Source organism: Pseudomonas sp. HP_14 (assembly GCF_055283875.1).
The window spans coordinates 147,893-166,689 of sequence record NZ_JBTOQI010000005.1 but is presented as its reverse complement, the minus strand read 5'-3'; the positions used below and the strand labels follow the sequence as shown (position 1 = coordinate 166,689).

At 59.8% G+C, this 18,797-nt stretch carries 18 protein-coding genes; 1 reads left to right on the top strand and 17 read right to left on the bottom strand.

Annotation, left to right across the window (positions count from 1 at the left end; translation table 11 throughout):
- The first annotated feature begins 595 nt into the window (after window positions 1-595).
- Window positions 596-1,483, top strand: a complete 888-nt coding sequence (locus ACYASS_RS05845) for a helix-turn-helix transcriptional regulator (protein WP_463585455.1) — start codon at window positions 596-598, stop codon at window positions 1,481-1,483.
- Window positions 1,484-1,741: 258 nt separating this feature from the next.
- On the opposite strand, the gene ggt is transcribed toward ACYASS_RS05845, so the two are convergent.
- The 17 genes from ggt to ACYASS_RS05760 form a co-directional block, all read right to left on the bottom strand.
- On the bottom strand, window positions 1,742-3,364 hold the full coding sequence (gene ggt, locus ACYASS_RS05840; RefSeq protein ID WP_463585423.1) for a gamma-glutamyltransferase: 1,623 nt from the start codon (window positions 3,362-3,364) through the stop codon (window positions 1,742-1,744).
- A gap of 14 nt (window positions 3,365-3,378) precedes the next feature.
- The gene (locus ACYASS_RS05835; RefSeq protein WP_463585422.1) at window positions 3,379-4,158 is read right to left on the bottom strand and encodes an ABC transporter permease; all 780 of its coding nucleotides are present in this window, start codon (window positions 4,156-4,158) and stop codon (window positions 3,379-3,381) included.
- Window positions 4,151-4,921 carry an ABC transporter ATP-binding protein gene (locus ACYASS_RS05830; protein ID WP_463585421.1) on the bottom strand — a complete coding sequence of 257 codons (771 nt, stop codon included), beginning with the start codon at window positions 4,919-4,921 and terminating at the stop codon, window positions 4,151-4,153. Before ACYASS_RS05830 ends, ACYASS_RS05835 begins: the two co-directional genes overlap by 8 nt.
- Window positions 4,918-5,268: an acyl-CoA thioester hydrolase/BAAT C-terminal domain-containing protein gene (locus ACYASS_RS05825; RefSeq protein ID WP_463585420.1), complete on the bottom strand. Its 351-nt coding sequence runs from the start codon at window positions 5,266-5,268 to the stop codon at window positions 4,918-4,920. Before ACYASS_RS05825 ends, ACYASS_RS05830 begins: the two co-directional genes overlap by 4 nt.
- The gene (locus ACYASS_RS05820) at window positions 5,217-6,227 is read right to left on the bottom strand and encodes an acyl-CoA thioesterase/BAAT N-terminal domain-containing protein (protein WP_463585419.1); all 1,011 of its coding nucleotides are present in this window, start codon (window positions 6,225-6,227) and stop codon (window positions 5,217-5,219) included. The genes ACYASS_RS05825 and ACYASS_RS05820 overlap by 52 nt, the downstream gene beginning before the upstream one ends.
- Entirely contained in the window at window positions 6,224-7,297 is a 1,074-nt protein-coding gene (locus tag ACYASS_RS05815; RefSeq protein WP_463585418.1) for an ABC transporter substrate-binding protein, read from the bottom strand. Before ACYASS_RS05815 ends, ACYASS_RS05820 begins: the two co-directional genes overlap by 4 nt.
- A gap of 9 nt (window positions 7,298-7,306) precedes the next feature.
- Window positions 7,307-8,893 (bottom strand): class I adenylate-forming enzyme family protein, encoded by a 1,587-nt coding sequence (locus ACYASS_RS05810; RefSeq protein ID WP_463585417.1) that lies wholly within the window; start codon window positions 8,891-8,893, stop codon window positions 7,307-7,309.
- On the bottom strand, window positions 8,890-9,678 hold the full coding sequence (locus ACYASS_RS05805; RefSeq protein WP_463585416.1) for a VOC family protein: 789 nt from the start codon (window positions 9,676-9,678) through the stop codon (window positions 8,890-8,892). Before ACYASS_RS05805 ends, ACYASS_RS05810 begins: the two co-directional genes overlap by 4 nt.
- Before the next feature lie 2 nt (window positions 9,679-9,680).
- A complete protein-coding gene (locus ACYASS_RS05800) occupies window positions 9,681-10,100 on the bottom strand; it encodes a PaaI family thioesterase (RefSeq protein ID WP_463585415.1) in 420 nt (139 codons plus the stop codon).
- 220 nt (window positions 10,101-10,320) lie between these two features.
- The gene (locus ACYASS_RS05795; protein WP_463585414.1) at window positions 10,321-11,337 is read right to left on the bottom strand and encodes a zinc-binding dehydrogenase; all 1,017 of its coding nucleotides are present in this window, start codon (window positions 11,335-11,337) and stop codon (window positions 10,321-10,323) included.
- 39 nt (window positions 11,338-11,376) lie between these two features.
- Window positions 11,377-12,360, bottom strand: coding sequence for an ABC transporter substrate-binding protein (locus ACYASS_RS05790; protein WP_463585413.1), 984 nt, complete (start codon window positions 12,358-12,360; stop codon window positions 11,377-11,379).
- A gap of 32 nt (window positions 12,361-12,392) precedes the next feature.
- A complete protein-coding gene (locus ACYASS_RS05785) occupies window positions 12,393-13,169 on the bottom strand; it encodes an ABC transporter permease (protein WP_463585412.1) in 777 nt (258 codons plus the stop codon).
- Window positions 13,166-13,927 carry an ABC transporter ATP-binding protein gene (locus ACYASS_RS05780; RefSeq protein WP_463585411.1) on the bottom strand — a complete coding sequence of 254 codons (762 nt, stop codon included), beginning with the start codon at window positions 13,925-13,927 and terminating at the stop codon, window positions 13,166-13,168. The genes ACYASS_RS05785 and ACYASS_RS05780 overlap by 4 nt, the downstream gene beginning before the upstream one ends.
- Window positions 13,924-14,649, bottom strand: coding sequence for a GntR family transcriptional regulator (locus ACYASS_RS05775; RefSeq protein ID WP_463585410.1), 726 nt, complete (start codon window positions 14,647-14,649; stop codon window positions 13,924-13,926). Before ACYASS_RS05775 ends, ACYASS_RS05780 begins: the two co-directional genes overlap by 4 nt.
- 327 nt (window positions 14,650-14,976) lie before the next feature.
- Window positions 14,977-16,647, bottom strand: a complete 1,671-nt coding sequence (locus tag ACYASS_RS05770; RefSeq protein ID WP_463585409.1) for a dipeptide ABC transporter ATP-binding protein — start codon at window positions 16,645-16,647, stop codon at window positions 14,977-14,979.
- Window positions 16,644-17,540 (bottom strand): ABC transporter permease, encoded by an 897-nt coding sequence (locus ACYASS_RS05765; RefSeq protein WP_463585408.1) that lies wholly within the window; start codon window positions 17,538-17,540, stop codon window positions 16,644-16,646. The genes ACYASS_RS05770 and ACYASS_RS05765 overlap by 4 nt, the downstream gene beginning before the upstream one ends.
- Window positions 17,537-18,544, bottom strand: a complete 1,008-nt coding sequence (locus ACYASS_RS05760; RefSeq protein WP_463585407.1) for an ABC transporter permease — start codon at window positions 18,542-18,544, stop codon at window positions 17,537-17,539. Before ACYASS_RS05760 ends, ACYASS_RS05765 begins: the two co-directional genes overlap by 4 nt.
- Window positions 18,545-18,797 lie beyond the last annotated feature (253 nt).

Below are 18,797 nucleotides of genomic sequence, written 5' to 3'. Positions count from 1 at the left end.
ACTGCCAGCAGATTCAGGCGCTTTTGATCAGTACAGAGTGATCAGCACGATCGGGCGCGCAGCAGGGTTAACCGTGAGAGGGGTCGGAGTTTGAGGCGCAGGCGCGAGGACGCGCACAGATCGGGGAGGCAAAGCAGCGAGGATCAGATTTCATGGTACGAGCACCTTCTAATTATTTTTGATAGATGTCGGTCTGCAACGGCCTTCAAGTTATCGTACAACCAAGGAAAATCAATGCGCCGGTTAGATCGTTTTTTCAGATCAAACCGGCGCAGATCAAAGAAGTCCAAAAAAATTCGCCGCCTGCCGACCCCCATGAAAAACTCGAATACAGCCATGTAACCACTGATCCAGAGCCTTCGAAACATTTGTGCCATCACCGGTATTTTTTGGACATCAAAGCAAAGCGGTTGCCTGCATTGCCGCAAACCGCGCATGCTTGGGTCATCATACAAAGACCTAACAACTAGAGGATTTCGCCATAAAATCCCGGGTGTTCAGCAAAGACCAGCAGGAGATGTCGTCCATGCACGCAGCGCATCACACGAGCAGCCACACCAGCAGCAACGCCGCTAATCGTGTCCCCACATACGGCATGCAGCAGCGCAGCGAACGCGCTGATTTTTATATCCGCGATAAAACGGCGCGAAGTGCGGAAACGAGCCCGCACCGCCACGAGTACTTTCAGATCCAGATCAACCTGGGCGGCGACACCATTCAGCATATCGGCAACGTCGAACGACCTTTCCCGCGCAACGCCCTGGCGTTCATCCTGCCGCACCGCATGCACATGATCCCGCACCCTGCAGACAGCAATTTCATGGTGATCAACTTTTCCCAGACCTTCCTGCTACCGCACCTGGAGTGCGACCCGCTGGACCTGGAAGACGTATCAATCCTGCTCGCGCCGGAACTCTCACCGTTCCGCTTTCAGGAGCATCTGGACTTCATTCTTGAGCAGAATGAGTTCGACAAAATCTGCGCCCTTCTCGAACACATGCGTGAGCTGGATCGCAACCGCCAGTTCGGCACCCGGGAAATGCTCAAGGGCTTGCTGTTGCAGTTGATCAGCACGGTTTGCACCTTGTATGGCGAACCATTGATGCAATTGGCCGACGGCAATGCCGCACAACTGAGCCGCCGCGATGCACTGACGCGCATGTCGGAGTACGTGCGCAAACACCTGGCCGACCCCGACCTGAGCCTGAAAAAAGTCGCCGCCGCCACCTACCTCTCGCCCACCTACCTGACTCACTGGCTGCGCAAGGAAATCGGTAAAACCTTCAGCGAACTGGTACTCGAAAGACGCATGCACGCCGCACGCAACCACCTGCTCAACGGCACAAAACCGGTAGGCGAAGTGGCGCGATTGTGCGGTTTTGCCGATGAAGCCTACTTCTCACGGCGCTTCCGTCAGATACACGGCCTACCGCCGGGGCAATTCAGAAGGCAACAGCTTGAGCCGGGTGGTGTCGGGTCATAACGCACAAGGCAATGCGCGAATGCAATTTCATGGTAGGAGCGAACTTGTTCGCGAGGCATTGGACCGGCCTGATCAGGCCTTCCGTCCCGCCAACAAATTAGCTCCTGTCAAACCAAAAATATACATCCCTGAATAGATGCGATTTTTATGCGGGAGATTCTATGCTTGCCTGCAAGCACTGATCCCGCGCCGGCCGGTTCTGCGGGATAGCACGGTCGATGTGCGGTACCGGGGCGACTCCTGCAAAGGTCGGCAAGACTAAAACCCCGCCGCATGCCCATCCCGACGGCTGTCACTCGCTGCCACATAACCGTGGTCGGCATCCTCCGACAGCCGCCAGATAAACTGCCCTGAACCGAAGTCCATGTACGGGTCTTCAACGGATTTCAGCCGATGCCCCAAATCCCGCAAACCCTCCACCGTAGCAGCCGCCAGGGTATCTTCCAGATCCACCGAAAAATCCCGATTCACCTTCCAGCGTGGCGCATCACAGGCGGCCTGAGGCTGCTGGTTGTAATCGAGCATTCGCACCAGCGTCTGCACATGCCCCTGCGGCTGCATGTCCCCGCCCATCACCCCGAAACTCATCTGCGGCTTGCCGTCTTTGGTCAGGAACGCCGGAATAATCGTATGGAACGGCCGCTTGCCCGGCGCAACGACATTGGCCGACTTCGGATCACTGGAAAAACCAGCACCACGGTTCTGCAGACTGATCCCGTACTCAGGCACGACAATGCCCGAACCAAAGCCCATGTAATTGGACTGAATGAACGAAATCATCATGCCGTTTTCATCCGCCGCACTCAGGTACACCGTGCCCCCGCTGCGCGGCATGCCGAAGCCCGGATCGCTGGCCTTATCGAGATTGATGAGCCTGGCGCGACTGTCCAGGTAAGCGTCATCGAGCATCTGCTCCGGCGTGACGTCCATGCTCGAAGGATCAGCGACGTACTGATAGATGTCGGCAAACGCCAGCTTCATGGCTTCAATCTGCACATGCTGAGACTGCGCCGAATCCAGCGGCAGCGAGCCGACGTCGAAGCGCTCCAGAATCCCCAGTGCGATCAACGCCGCAATACCCTGCCCGTTTGGCGGGATCTCATGCACGTCATAACCCCGGTAGGATTTCGAGATCGGTTTGACCCACTCCGGCTGATAATTGCGCAAATCATCCAGCGTTAAAGAGCCGTCAGTCTGCCGGGCAAAACCGACAATGGCTTCAGCGATCCGGCCTTCATAAAACGCCCGGCCACCCTGCTGGCCGAGCAGGCGCAAAGTCCGCGCAGCGTCCTTGAACACAAACTTCTCACCGATGCGCGGCGCACGCCCGCCGGGCATGAAGGTCTCGGCAAAGCCGGGCTGCGTATTCAGCAATGGCACAGCGCCCGACCATTTGTGGGCTACGGTCGGTGCCAGGGTCACACCGCGCTCGGCAACCTGTGCAGCGGGCTCCAGAATGTCGGCAAATGGCAGCTTGCCGAAACGCTCATGCAACGCAGCCCAACCCGCCACGGCACCCGGCACCGTCACTGAATCCCAGCCTCGTACCGGGCGTTTGGCATGACCCGAGCCATCTTCGCCATAACGCCCGCGAAAGTACTCCAGATCCCAGGCGTGCGGCGCCGGACCAGAAGCGTTCAGGCCATGCAATTGTTTACCGTCCCAAAGGATCGCAAACGCGTCGCTGCCCAGTCCATTGGACACAGGCTCCACTACCGTGAGCATCGCGGCAGCAGCAATTGCTGCGTCTACCGCGTTACCGCCAGCAAGCAGGATATTCAGCCCTGCCTGAGCGGCCAGCGGGTGAGACGTCGACACCACGTTACGGGCGAACAACGGGATCCGCGTAGTCGGATAAGGGTTTTGCCAATCGAAAGCCATGAGCACTCCTTGATTCAGTCTTGACGTTGTCGCCGGGCGGCACCCGGCTCCCAGAAAATCACGCGACGCTGGATTGCCCGCACGCTTTGCGCGCCGCACAGGCCAATCAGCGCCAGCAGGATCAGGCCGCTGAACATCGTCGCCATGTTCATGCTCACTGAGCTTGAAGCGATCAGGTAACCCAGCCCGCTTTGCGACGAGAGAAATTCGCCGACGACCGCGCCGATCAGCGCCAGCGAGATACCGATCTGCAAACCGGCGAAGACTTCCCCCGCCGCAGCCGGGAACTTCACATGCAGCAGCAGATATAACCGCGATGCCGAAAACGCCCGGCAAGCGTCCAGCAGTTCAGGGTCGGTACGGCGGATGCCATTCACGGTATTGACGAACAGCGGGAAGAAGCACACCAGAGTCACGAGGACGATCTTTGACGCGATGCCAAAGCCGAACCAGACCAGGATGATCGGCCCCAGCGCAACTTTCGGCGTGGCTTGCAGGCCGATCAGCAGCGGGTAGACAAAGCGTTCGAAGGTCCGCGATTCAGCCAGCACTGCACCGAGGACAATGGCCAGTACCGAGCCGAGCACATAACCACTCAACGTCTCGATGACGGTCGACGCAATGTGCGGCCACAAAGTCCCGTCAGCGAAGCCGTTGGCCAACGCGTGGTAGACCGCCAGAGGCGGTGGCAGCAGATAATCGGAAATCCCCAGCCAGCGTACGCTCTGGTCCCAGAGCAGAATCAGCACTGCCAGACTGGTGAGTGGATACAACAACGGCACTAATTTACGCATGGCTGAAATGCCTCCGCAGGTGATGACACAGCGCGGTGAATTGCGGGTCGTTGAGGGTATCGAGAGTTCTTGGGCGGGGCAGCGGGATAGGCAGTTCATCAATGATGGTGCCCGGCGACGGCGACATCACCAGCACCCTGTCAGCGAGGAAAACGGCTTCCTGAATACTGTGAGTAATGAACAGCACCGACTTGCGATGCAAGCTCCAGATGCGCTGCAACTCCAGGGTCAATGCCTCCCGGGACATGGCATCCAGCGCGGCAAACGGCTCATCCATCAGCAGCATGCGCGGGTCATGCAGTAACATTCGGGCAATACCGACTCGCTGCTGCATGCCACCTGACAGTTCGAAAGGATAGTCATTGGCAAATGCCTGCAGGCCCACCAGCTCCAGTAACTGCAGCGCCCTCTGCCGCGCTTCGACCATGGGCAGCCCCAGGGTTTTCGCGGGCAGCAGTACGTTATCCAGCACTGACTTCCAAGGCAGCATATTGGGTTTCTGAAACACTACCCCGCTTTGCCGACTGGGCCCCTGCACCTCATTGCCCGCCAGCTCGATGCGACCGCTGGAGACCGGCAACAAACCTGCCGCGAGTTTCAGCAACGTGGACTTGCCACAGCCGGACGGCCCCAACAATGCAACGAACTCACCCTCGGCAACCTTCAGGTCGATATTGCTCAACGCCTGAATATGGCCACGACGGGTTTCGTAGGTAAGCCCTACCTTTTGCAAACTCAGCGCGGCTCTCATCGTGGCGCTCATTGCAGAAAGCCTTTCGCCGCAACAGCCTGCTCAAGAAAGCTCAACACCCTGCTCCAGCTGTGCTGGTTGGCCAGCGCGTTGGCCGCAGGCGTACCGCCGCCGCTGATCAACACCTTGGCCACCGGATGCAGACGCGCAATGACCGTGGTGGGCACATACGGAAAACCGATGGCATGTCCGGCGCCCTGATTCAGCACGTGCTCCACCGGCCAGGCATGACCACGCGCCTTCAGGTCCGATTCGATTTCTGCGCAATAGGCCGTCGAAGGCCAGAAACCGTCATCGTCACCCGAGATCAGCAACAGCGGACCGTTGATGTTCTCCACCGGGATACGCGCCCGCGCCACCGACGGCGCATCCTGTTGCACCGCCACAAAGGCAGGTGCCTGACGAATCGGCGCGCCCGCAGGCTCAGCCACACATCGAACGGACGCCAGTCCACCAGCGGGTTGCCCTGCCAGACATTGACCAGCGGCTGCCCTTGCCAGGTCCAGGCATCGGCGTCCCGGGGTTGATCCGGTCGACCGGCGCGCAAGGTGCCATGTACCACCGAACTGGGTACGTAACCAATGACAGCGCTGACCAATGCCGGAAAGCGCGCCCCCAACAGCAGCGCCAGTTCGCCGCCACGGGACAAACCTGCGACAGCGATAAAGCCGTTCCTGGGCTTGAGCGTGGCAGCCACCCACTCCAGCGTCTGCTGAAAATATTCCAGCGGCGTATCGCTGATGTGTTCAGGGCGATTTCGCGCCTTGAAATAGCCCAGCGCCAACGCGGTATAGCCGTGAGCGGCATAGAGCGCAGCACGCTGCTCCGGTGTGCCGCCGCCAGAACCATTGAGCACCACCACGGCCGCACGAGGCTGATCACCGGCGGGTTGAAACAGCGTGGCGCTGATTCCGCCCTCCCTGATCTCGCTGCGTTGCACGCCAGGTGCCAGATAGTGCTGTGTAAACCCCGTGTTAACTTGCTGGCCCTGAGCATCGGTCAATTGCAATTGAACACGCTGCGCCGCGAGACTTTCCTGAAGAGGTACGGTGACTGGCGGCGCAACCTGTCGCATCGACCACACCAATCCCATGGCATCGGCGCTTGACCAGTCGCCGGCGAACGGTGCGTCTCTGGTCAGATCAAGCTCACCCTGTGCGCCGATCAGAAATTGCGCCTGACTCTCCCAGCGGCTGCCGTCAGCACCGTCCATCCATGCGCGCAACTTCGCTTCGCCCGCTGCCAGCCCGGTGAAACGGATGTGCCGGGGCTGGTCGATCAGCCCTTCATCAGCGTCAATCCAGTACTGCACACTCATTGCGCCTCCTCAGCACGCTTGAGCAATGCGGCGCGGTCGAACTCACTAAAGGCGGGAACAAATTCGTTGGAGAAAATCGTGTCTACCGGCACATCGGCGGTCGGGAACTCCCCGGTTTTCGCCATGGCTGCAATCGCATCCTTGATGATCTGCAGGTTGTATTCACCCGGCACGCGGGCGCTGCCATCCGGGTGATGCAAGGTGTTGCGCAAACGGCGAACCAGCAGCTCGCGGGCATCGGCCAAACCTTTGCCGTCGGCGTCAGCCGGTTTGCTTTCCGGATGTTGGCGCCAGAACGCCTGCACGCAATACGTCGGGTTAGCCTCACAGACCAGTTGCCCCTGGGTATAAGCACGGCCAAAACGACGGATCAGGTCCGGATTTTCCTTGAACGTGTCCACATGGGCGACGAAGCCATTGCCGGGGTTTTCCTGAAAAACCGGTGGGTAGGCAATCCGGCGAATCGGCGTACCGGACAGCTCCAGCATGTCATCCCAACTGCTGTTGAAATTGAGCGCATCGACACGTCCGGTTTTCAGCGCCTGAAAGCCCGCACCCAATGCGCCAACTGCAACAAACTCGACGTTCTTACCCGGCTCCAGCCCAGCAATTCGCAACGCGGCGCGGCTGTTGGGCAAGGTGCCCCAAGTCAAAGCTCCCACGCCGATCTGCTTACCTTTCAGATCGGCCAGGGACTTGATCGGCGAGTCCGCCAACACCGCGTACTCCATGGTCTGGCTCGGCACGCCGTTATAGAAGTAGCGCACCGGCAACGGGTCTTTACCGTTGAAGTAGCTGGAGATAATCGGCTCGGCGACCGGAAAACCAAAGGTCACGCGCTTGCTTGCCAACTGAGGCAGCAAGGCACCCGCCCCCTGAAACACCACCACGTTGACCTTCAGCCCCTGCTCTTTGAACAGGCCCAGTTCTTCAGCGGCGGCGTAGGCCGCGCCGTCATGCACGGCGGGCGGAATCGCCAGCGCCACGGTTACATCATCCAGCGCCCAGGCCTGGGTGGCGGCGAACATCAAGGGTACAGACAGCGGCAGCAACAACTTTGCAAAGGTCATGAGCGGTCCTTATGGAGTCAAAACTGATTGCGCCTGATCAATCAGGGCGCGACGGTCGATCTTGTTAGTCGTGGCGAGTGGCAATACGGCAAGGAACCAGACCCGTCGCGGATGCTGGTAAGCAGCGGCGTGCTCCAGCACAAAGCGTTTGAGCTGATCTTCACTGGCGTTAAAACCTTCGCGCAGGACCACAAAGGCCACGGGTTTGTGGCCTTTGATGGCGTCTTCCACCGGCACGACGCAGGCCTGCTGTACCGCGGGATGACGCTCCAGCAATTTCTCGATTTCACCGGGGTAAATGTTCTCCCCGCCACTGACAAACATGTCGTCACGGCGGCCGATGAAGGTGTAGAAACCTTGCGAGTCGCGGGCGAAAACATCGCCGGTGATGTAATAACCGTCAGCGGTAAAAGGCAGCGGCAGGTCCGGGCGATTGTGGTATCCGCTCATCAAGCCGGGACTGCTCAGTTCCAGTACGCCCTGATCACCGAGCGCACCGGCTTCATCGCGCAATCGCACCTGTACTTTGGGGTGAGCACAGCCCAGAGACATCGCTGGGGTGGGTAAGCCAGCCGGATGCGGCGCAAAGACCACCGGCCCGCCTTCGGTGGTGCCATAGGCATTGATGACTTTTGCCTCGGGCAACAGGCGGTGGATTTGCTCCAGCAGGCTTGCGCTTACCGGTGCCGAGCCCATGCGCACGACCCGCACCGGCGACAGGTCAGCCTCAGCCAGCAAGGTCTTCTCACTGAGCATCATGGCGATCATCGGCGGCACGGCGGTCAACCAGGTGCAGCGGTGGCGCTGAATCGCAGCGATGTAACCCGCCGCAGTAAACTGCGGCAGCAATACTGTTGTCGTGTGAGAGGCCAGGCTGAGGAAGGCCAGCGCCAAGGCATTCATGTGATAGAACGGTGCGGCAATCAGTGGTTTTTCGTCGGCCAGGCGGGTCGCCTGCAAACGGGTTCGCACCACCCACAAATGCGCTGCATGGCTGAGCACCACGCCCTTGGGTTTGCCGGTGGAGCCCGAGGTATAAAGGATAAGCGCGGGTTCATCTGCCAGGGGCGTAAATGCCTCGTACGGGCCCGGATTGGCGAAAGCATGAAGCCCCTCGCTACTCAACTCGATGCGCTCAAGCCCGACGGGTGCTGACGACAAACGACGTGGATCACAAAACAGCAACCGTGCACCGCTGTCGGCAATCACGTAATGCACCGTGGCATCAGGGAATTTGTAATTGACCGGCACCGCTACCAGCCCAGCACGCATGATGCCCAGCACCACCGCCAGGTATTCCACGGAGTTAGCGCCCAACACGGCGACCCGATCACCCTGAACGAAGTCTCGTGCGGCCAACGCACGGGCAACGCCATCGGCAAGGTCATCGAGTTCGCCGTAGGTGATGACTCTTTCTGCAGCCACCCTCCCGGTAGGAGCGAACTTGTTCGCGAGGCGTTGTGTCAGGCGCGCCGCCTCGCAAACAAGTTCGCTCCTACCGGTCGAGGCTGTATCGTCTATTCCAACAAACGCCACCCTCTCCCGGTCAGCCTGGCGGTCTATCAACCGGCCGAGGTTTTTAATGCCGTCGATCACGAGACAAACTCCAGCAGGGTTTCGAACTCACCGATCTCGATCAGTACACGCTCCGCTTCTAGCCGATAGGGCAAACCGGCCTGCTCGGCCAGGCGCGCCAGTTCGGCAGGATCAGCGCAACGCAGGGTAATCGCCGCAAAGCGCTCGCCCCGTTGGCTCAATTGACTGGCGGACGCACCGAACCGCTGCTCAAGAGTGGCTTGATCAAGAATGTCCAGCGCAAAGCCATCGCCCAGTTGCCCCAATGCGGCGTAGCGCTCGCGTGCTTCTTCCGGATCTGCGCTGAGCACCGTCAATTTGACGATCGCGCTGACACCATTGGCATGCGTCAGCCACTGCGGCTGCCAGACCAACTCGGGGGTTTCGTGATGGCAGTAGTAAACCCGCCCGGCGGCAAACTGGTTGGCTTGCAGCCGCACGGTGGTGAAACGCGCCGTCAACTCCCGCCCCTGATGCTCCACGGCGCGGGAGAAGCGCTGCACCGGCTGCACCAGAAAACCGGCGCTGACCAGTTCGCTGTGCGTGGCATGGGCGTTACGGGTGCTCAGCACCAGACCGTCAATGCCCAAAGGGCTGTCCAGCACCTCCTGGCGTAACTTGCGCGTGCCCAGCGGCAGGCCGATGAGTTCAAGGTAACCGCCCGGGAACATCATCAAATGATTGAGAGAACCCAGCGAGTGATAACCACGCGGCGTGAGGGTGAAACCCAGCGCAGCGAACACTTGAGCTGCGGTGTCGGTCTCGAAACGAGTATTGATGACCAGATGATCCAGAGCGGTTTGCATGATCAGGCCTTGGCAGCAGGAGTCGAATAAAGACCACGGCCACTGGCGACCAGATGTCCCTCGGCATCGAATACCTGCGCTTCGGCCACCGAGAACTGCTTGCCGAACTTGATCACCCGGCCAGTGGCGCGCAAATCACCTTTCGCCGCACGATGGTAGTCAACGCGCAAGTCAACGGTAGGCACGCCCTTGCCGGTTTTCGAGACCAGCGCCCAGTCGGCAGTCAGGTCAACCAGTGCCGCGAGAATGCCGCCGTGGGTATAGCCACCTTCGATGTTGACCACCCACTCTTCGCGCCATTTGGCGGTGAGCTCGATGCTGCCCTCACCCACCTCGATCACTTCAAGGCCCAGCCATTGGTGGTAAGGCCCTTTGAGCAAGCGGGCCTGAATGTCAGCTGCAGTTGGCAATGTATCGGTCATGTTCAATTTCCTGGTTGTTGAGTTTGGTAGGAGCTCACGAGCACCGAGGCAGCGATAGCGTTCTGCCTGAGCCACCGCCATCGCGGCCTCGCGGTGCTCGTGCGCTCCTACAGAAAAAATGCATCTCAATTCGGTTTAGTCGCTGAATTGAACGTGCAGAGCCCGTGCCGCCGAATGCAAAACTCCGGCAGCGGTACAGCGTTAACAGGTTAAAAAGGGCTTACGGCGTGACGACAACCTTGCCCAACACTTCACGGTCGCGGATCAGGGCCAGGCCTTCGGCGGCCTGTTCCAACGGCAGGACACGGTCGATCAGCGGATCGATCTTGCCTTCGGCAATCAGGTCCAGCAGGCCCACAAGGTTTTCCTCGTAGAAGCTGTTGGAGCCCTTGATGTTCAGCTCGAAGCTCCACACGTAACGCAAATCCTCGGCCGGATCGTGACCCGCAGTCGCGCCACAGACCAGCAAGGTGCCGCCGCGCTTCAGGCATTTGAGCGATGGCACCCAGGTGTCGCCGCCGGTGAAGTTGATCACTACATCCACGCCGCCTTCATGGGTGCGGCGTTGCGGCTTGCCATACTGGGCAATCGCCCACTTGGAGAAATCGGTCTCGCGATAATTGAGCACGTGATCGGCGCCGATTTCCTTGAGCCGCTCGCCCTTGGCGTCACTGCCCGCACAAGCGATCACCTCCGCGCCAAGTAGTTTGGCAAGAATCACACTGGCCGTGCCCACACCGCCGCTGGCGCCCAGAATCAACACCCGGTCGCCAGGTTTGACGGTGTTGTGAGTGATCAACATGCGGTGCGCGGTGCCATAAGCCACCGGCAACGCCGCGGCCTGCTCGAAGCTCACTGCCGACGGCAGGCTGATCAACTGACGGGCATCCACCAGCGCATACTCAGCCATGCCGCCGTCAACCATTTCGCCCATCAGGCCGACATCGGGTTTCAACGGGTTGACCAGTACACGGTCGCCGACGTTCCAGCCGCTGACGCCCTCGCCCAGTTCAGTAATGGTGCCCGCCAGATCGAGGCCGATCACCACCGGCAGCGGCACCTTGATGCCCGGCATGCCTTTGACGGTAAACACATCGTGGTAGTTGAAAGAAGACGCGCCAACACGGATCACGACGTGACCCTGGGTGACTGCCGGTACCGGCTTGTCGCGTACCACACGCAGACGGTCAAGGTCGCCGTGTGCATCGAGTACCAGGGCTTTCATGGTTTTACTCACTGGGGATTTCTCCTGAGTTGGTGATCAATCGGGGATGGATTACTTGAGGTTTTTTGATTCGGCGTAAGGCTTGGTAGCGAACAGGTCATCCTTGAGCGCGCCCTTGACCAGACCGCCTTCAATAAAGACTTTGTGCTGCAACTTCAGGGTCTCGATGTCGGCAGGCTCGAAGGACACGCGGTTCATGGCATTCCACAGGCCGACGTAAACCCTGGCGTCCCTGGTGGGCAGGTTGGCGCTCTTTTCCAGAATGCCGACCACTTCGTCATGGTGGCTCGCGCCCCAGGCCAAGGTGTCGCGCAATGCAGCAATGACTTTGGCCACTGTCTCCGGGTGCTCATCCACCAGTTTGGCGTTCACTGCGCCAACACCGATGTACGGCACGGCATCGGTTTTGGTCAGCTTCTTCCACTCATCCGCGAAGCTGCCCAGACGTTTAACCTTCAGTTCGTCATCCAGTTGGTCGATGGTCAACGAACGCAAGGCCGCACCATCCACCTGCTCTTGTGCAAGGAACTGCGCCAGTCGCGATTCGTTGCCACCAATCAGCGAGAAGTCCGTGGGCTGAATGCCGTAGTTACCCGCCAATACCGTGCCAGCGATCACCGCCACCGAAGAGCCGGTGGGCGACATGCCGATCTTCTTGCCCTTGAACTCGGCCACCGACTTGATCGGCGAATCGGCAGCCACCACAAACTGCACATCAGCCGGCTGAGTGGCGGCAAAGATTCTGATCGGCACGCCTTCGGCGGCGGCACTGAACACGCCTGCCACCGGTGCGCCAAATGCCAGGTCAATGGAGCCAGCCGCCAGTGCGCGGATCGGCGCATTTACATCCGGAAAATGCACAAAGGTCGCCTCGATACCGCGCTTGGCCAGAAAGTCCTTGGCTTCAAGCACCGAGCCATAGCCCAGGCTGACTCCGCTGGTCCAGTAACCAATGCGGACGGCTTCGGCCGCCTGGCTGGAGATAGAAACAAAAACAGTCGTCGCCAACGCTGCGGCGGCAAAAAGCTTGCGCATGGGTGCAGCTCCTGAAGGAATAATTCAAAGGGTTATTGATTGGAGGTTTTCCAGCGAAACAAACGCCGTTCGAGGGGCTTGAGCACACCCGCCTCAAGCAGCAACATCAACGTGACCAGCAAGATGGTCCAGGCGAACACTTGATCGCTCTGCACCAGATCAGCCGCCTGACGCAGGCGGTAACCGATACCGTCGGACGCGCCGAGGGTCTCCGCGACCAGCGACACTCGCCAGCCGAAACCGAACGCCAGGCGGGCACCGGAAAAGAAATACGGGAGGATGGTCGGCAAGTAGATCTTGAGCAGGATCTGGCCGCGGGACATGCGAAATGAGCGCGCCAGATCGATGTGCTGGCGCTCCACGGTCTGCGCGCCCTGCCAGACATTGGTCAGGATCAACGGCATTGACGTCATGAACACCACAAACACGGTGGTGGCATCGGAAATGCCGAACCAGATAATCGCGAAAATCGCCCAGATCGCTGAAGAAACCGTGTTGAACACCGCAAGTATTGGCTCAAAGAATTGCGCCAGGGTGCGGCTTGAACCCAAAGCCAGTCCAAGCGGCGTACCGATCAGTGCCGCCAGAGCAAAACCACTGAACACCCGGCCCATAGTCGCGCCCAGATCATGAGCGAAGGTCGCGCTGTGCCAGAGCGTATTCAGTGCGGTGAAGACCTTTTCCGGTCCAGGCAACACGAAGGATGGAACGCGTCCGGCGGCATACCACCAGGCGACAGCAAACACCGCCACTAACAGCAAACGCTGGGCAAAAAGAATCACGAACCGGTTGGCAAGCATGCTGTTCATAACTTCAACCGCAGTTGACGAACCTGCTCGCTGACGTCAGCGGCGGTCGGTGTGCGTGGACGCTGCAAGTCAATCGCAACGATGTCCCGTACCCGGCCGGGTCTCGGCTCCAGAACCACCACGCGATCGGCCAGCACCACGGCTTCTTCCACGTCGTGGGTGACAAAGACGATGGTCATGCCCTTGAGCGCTTGCAGGTGCAGCAATTCATCATGCATCTGGCTGCGGGTTTGCGGATCGAGCTTGGAAAACGGCTCGTCCATCAACAACACACTGGGCTCCACCACCAGGCTGCGCGCCAGTGCCACGCGACTGCGCATCCCGCCCGACAGCTGATGTGGCCAGGCCTTGGCGAACGCCTCCAGCTCCACCAGTTTCAGCGCGGCGTCGGCACGAGCCAGGCGCTCGGCCTTGTTCAGACCCGATCCTTCCAGGCCAAAAGCAACGTTGCTGCGCACAGTGCGCCAAGGCAGCAAGCGATCTTCCTGGAACATGTAGGCGACGCGGCGCCAGCCGTCGAAATCTTCGGCGGCCATGCCTTCCAGTTGCAGGCTGCCCTGATCAGCCTTGAGCAGACCGGACAGGATATTCAACAGCGTGCTTTTGCCGCAGCCGGAGGTGCCCAACAAGGCAAGAATTTCGCCCTGAGCGACTTGTACCGAGATATCGCGTAGCACTTCCAGCTCGCCAAAGTATTTGGAGATGCCTTGCAGGCTCAGCGCCGGAGCCGTGAGCGGAAAAACGGCCTGCGCGGTCATCGGGCAAACCTCGCGGCAAGCATCGGTAGCGATGCGCCGGATTCGCTGAGGCTGTCGTAAACCTTCTCCAGCGTCATGGCCTGAAAGGTTTCGATGTGACGGCGGGCAATCAGTTCGGCCCGCTTGCCATCGCCTTCTTCGAAGGCGTTGATCATGGCGTTGTGATCGTGCTTGATCTCGGGTTTGGTGCCTTGCACGTTGAAACCCAGCGCCACCAGACGGGTCATTTCATCCATCAGGCCGGACAAAGTACGCACCAGTCGTTCATTGCCCGAGGCTTCGATGATCGCCATGTGGAACGCCTTGTTAGCGTCCATAAACACGTCAATCTGCTCCGACAGCGGCACCAGATGGCGAACCCGGCAAGCTGCTTCGAGAGCCCGTAGATGCTCAAGATCAACGCGCCCGACCGCCAGTCGTGCGGCCATGGGTTCGAGTTGTACCCGCAGGGCGAAGATTTCTTCGACGTCTTTCAAGGTGATCGGCGCGACCTGATAACCCTTGCGCGGAATCGAGCGCAGCAGGTTTTCGTGGCACAAACGGGTCAGCGCGATGCGGCAACTGCTTTTACCGATGCCGTAGTCCGCCATCAGGTCAGGCTCGGTGATTTTCATGCCCGGCATTAACCGGCAGGAAAGAATGTCGCGACGGATGCGGCCGTAGGCATCATCGCCAAAACTGGCGACCTCGGGTCTGGCAAACGGCGTGGCGGGAGTAGTCATCTAGCGGCTCAATCCAATCTGTGAGCAGCTCACAGATTGATTCTGTGAGGCTTACCAAGGGCCACTACGCTAATCTAAAACTTCATAAATCCGAACGAACGCTTTCGGCTAAGAATATGCATCGGGAGCATAACGTGGGCTGCTCACAGCACTGAAAGAAACCTCAAATTCCGCGGAATGCCCCAGCGGTAGGAGCGGGATGAACCACTGGTAGGAGCGAACTTGTTCGCGAGAGGGACAGCGCGGTTTGTCTGATAGACCGCGGAGACTGCATCGCGAGCAAGCTCGGCTCCCACAAAGACTCATCACAGCCAATACCGCCTTCGCTCAAATCGCGATCCGGCGCAGCACAAGAGCCCGGGAAAACTCGTCGAGCAGGTCCAGATAACGCCTGCCGGGTACATCCGCGAGTAAACCACGGGTGTAGGGATGGGCCGGTGATTCGAACACCTGCTCGGTATCGCCGCGCTCCACCACCTTGCCTGACTGCATCACTACCACCTGATCGGAGATCTGCCGCACCACCGCCAGATCATGGGAAATGAACAGGTAACTCAAACCTAGTCGCTGCTGCAGATCAGCCAGCAGCGCCAGTATCTGCGTCTGCACCGAGGCATCCAGCGCCGAAAGCGGCTCGTCCAGCACCACCAGTTCCGGCTCAAGGGCCAGCGCACGAGCGATGGCGACACGCTGGCGTTGACCACCGGAAAGCTGCCCCGGTCGGCAATGCAATAAACGGGACGGCAACTCAACCTGCTCCAGCAGTTGCGCAGCACGGGCAGAACGCCAGGCTTTGTCGCCGATGGCATAGGCCTGCAACGGCTCGGTGATGATTTGCTCCAGGGTAAAACCGGGGTCCAGCGACGCATAAGGGTTCTGATAAACCACCTGAATCCTGCGACGCAACGCCTGCCAGTCGCGGCGTGTGTATTGGCTGATTTCTGCACCGTCGAACAGCACACGCCCGCTGTCCAGTTTTTCCAGGCCAAGGATCAATCGAGCCGTGGTGGATTTACCCGATCCCGACTCCCCCACCAGGCTGGTGGTACCCCGGCGCAACAGCGTAAACGACACATCATCCACGGCCGGCAAACCCGGATTACGCCAGCTGGAAAAATCCTTGCCCAACCGCTCGACCACCAGCAATGGCCGCTCGTTGTCGAAAGCCGCACGGCGGCGTTCGGACACCACCGGCAGAGCCGCAGCCGACAGCACCGGAACGGTTTTCAGCAATTGTCGGGTGTAAGCGTGCTGCGGTCGCTGGAACATCTGCCGGGTATCACCGCTTTCGACGACGCGGCCACGGTACATCACCAACACCCGGTCGGCCCGATCCAGCGCAACCCCCAGATCATGGGTGATCAGCAGCACCGCTGTGCCGCGCTCTCGGGCCAACTCCTGCAAACGGTCGAGAATCTGCCGCTGCACCCCCACATCCAACGCACTGGTGGGCTCGTCGGCAATGATCAGCGCCGGATTGTTCGCCAGCGCGATTGCGATCAATACCCGCTGACGCATGCCCCCGGACAGCTGATGCGGGAAGCTGCGCTGCACTCGCTCGACGTTCTTCAGGCCGACCTCTTCCAGCAATCGGGTGGTACGCAGCCTGGCAGCGGCCCTCGGCACGCCGTGAATCGTCATGGCTTCCTGCAACTGAGCGCCAATGCGCTTGACAGGGTCCAGCGACAGACCCGGGTCCTGCGGCACAAAGCCCAGCACATTGCCGCGCAAGTTTCGCCATTGCCTTTCGCTGGCGGCGACCTGCTCCGTACCGTTAAGCAAAATGCTCCCGGATTCGATCCGGCCATTGCCCGCCAACAAGCCGACCAATGCCGCCGCCGTGGTGGACTTGCCGGAGCCGGACTCACCCACCACAGCCAAAATCTCGCCGGGGTACAGGGCGAAGCTGATCTGACTGACGCCATCCACCCGGCCTTCACGGGTCTGATAACCAATGCTCAGGTCGCTGACCTGTAAAACAGCGTTTGCGGTACTCATGACTTGTTTCCCTGTAGATCCTGCACCGCGCGCGCGAGCTGATTGGCCGCCAGCACCACCGACGCAACCACCAGCCCCGGCAACGTTGTGTACCACCAGGCCGCGACCATGTAATTGCGTCCTTCCGAAATCAGTAGCCCCCACTCCGGTTGCGGCGGAGGTGCGCCAAAACCGAGGAAGCTCAAGGCAGAAACGGCCAGCACTGCGCTGCCGAACTCCAGTGCAGCTAACGCCAGCACCGGGCCTGCGGCGTGCACCAGAATGTGCCGACGGATGATCGTCCATGGCCCCACACCACAGGAGACAGCCGCTTCGACAAACACCGAGGTACGCCAACGCAACACTTCGCCGCGCACCAATCGGGCGAAGGTCGCTACGGACGACAGTCCCACCGCCAGGGCAATGTTCAGGGTGCCAAAGCCCAGCACCGTGATGATTGCCATCGCCAGTAACAACGACGGAATCGCCATCAGCACTTCCACCCCGCGCATCAGAAACGCATCCACCAGACCGCCGAAGTAACCGGCGATGACGCCCAGGAGGATGCCCACCAGCAAGGCGATCGCCACAGCCAGCGCCGTGGCCTGCAACGAAATCGCCGAGCCGTGCACCGCTCGGCTGTACAGGTCACGGCCCAGTTGGTCGGTACCAAACCAGTGTCGGGTACTTGGGCTTTGCAACGCTTCGCTGGGTACGCCCAGCAAGGGGTCGTAATGGCTGAACGCAGTCGGCCACAGCGCACAGGCCAACACGGTTAACAGCACCGCAATACCCAAGGGCAGTAACGGCCTGCTGCGCAACAGCGCAGCGAGTGTTCGGCTCCAGTGCGGTTTGCTGACCGGCGCACTGGATAGGCTGTTCAGAGCCAGATCGTCGTTGAGTACGCTGCTCATTTGCCGCTCCTTCCCTGAATACGCGGATCAAGCAATGGGTACAGCACGTCCACCAGCAAGTTGACGCTAATGAAAATCAACGCTGCCAACACCACCACGCCTTGCACTAGCGGGATGTCCTGACCGCTGACGGCGCCTTGAGCAAGACGCCCGACACCTTCACGCGAGAACACCGTTTCAGTCACCACCGAACCGGCCAGCAAATTGCCAACGATCACCCCGGACAGACTCAGCAGCGGAATGGCGGCGTTATGCAGCAAATGCACGAACAGCAAGCGGCCCGGACTGAGCCCTTTGGCAATCAGCACTTCGACAAAGGGTTGCGCACGCACCGCCTGCAACGAGCGCGTCAGTACCTGGGCAATCACCGCTGCCGTAGGGATCGCGAGCGTCAGCGCGGGCAAAACCAAGGCACTGAAGCCCTGATTGCCCATGGCCGGAAACCAGTGCCACGAAAACGAAAAGCCCTGTAGCAAGAGCAATCCGATCCAGAATGTAGGCAGTGACACGGCCACCGAAGGAATGCCCAGCAGCGCGTTGCGCAACCCGTCGCGCTTGACCAGATTGGCCGTCAGCGCCAGCGCGATACCCGCCAGCAAGGCAAGGCCCAGCGCCAGAAAGGTCAACGCGGCAGTGGCTGGCATTGCCTGAGCCAAGGCCTGAACAACCGGTTCGCCGCTCTGTATCGAGTGACCGAAATCCAGCTGCAGCGCCTTCCACAGGGCAATGCCGTATTGCACGGGCAAGGGCTGATCCAGATGGTATTCAGCGCGCAAGGCATCGACTTGCAATTGGTCGACGGCTGAAGGTTCGCCCTGTTGATTGAGCATGATGCTCACCGGATCGCTGGGTAGCGCGTACAAAATTACAAACGACACGCTGAACGCCGCCCACAGCACCAGCAACGCCTGGCCAATGCGGCTTAGTAAATAGATGGATGCCTGCCGGAGCGGCAAACGTGTCGCCACTTCGTTGCCGGGGGTGGTCAGTAAACTATTGCTCATGGCTTTTCTCTCAAACAACACATAACCCTATGGAGATGCAGCTCCCGGTAGGAGGTAACTTGTTGCCGAAACGGTGAATCAGGCACACCGCCTCGCCAACAAGTTGCCTCCTACCCGTCCGTGTTAGCCGCTCTTCTACCGCTGCAACCACGTATCGAAAAACTGCAACCGGGATGACGCCTCGTAATGCAGCCCTTGCACCTGGCGCTTTCCGGTAGGAGGCAACTGGTTGCCGAAGCGGTGAATCAGGCAC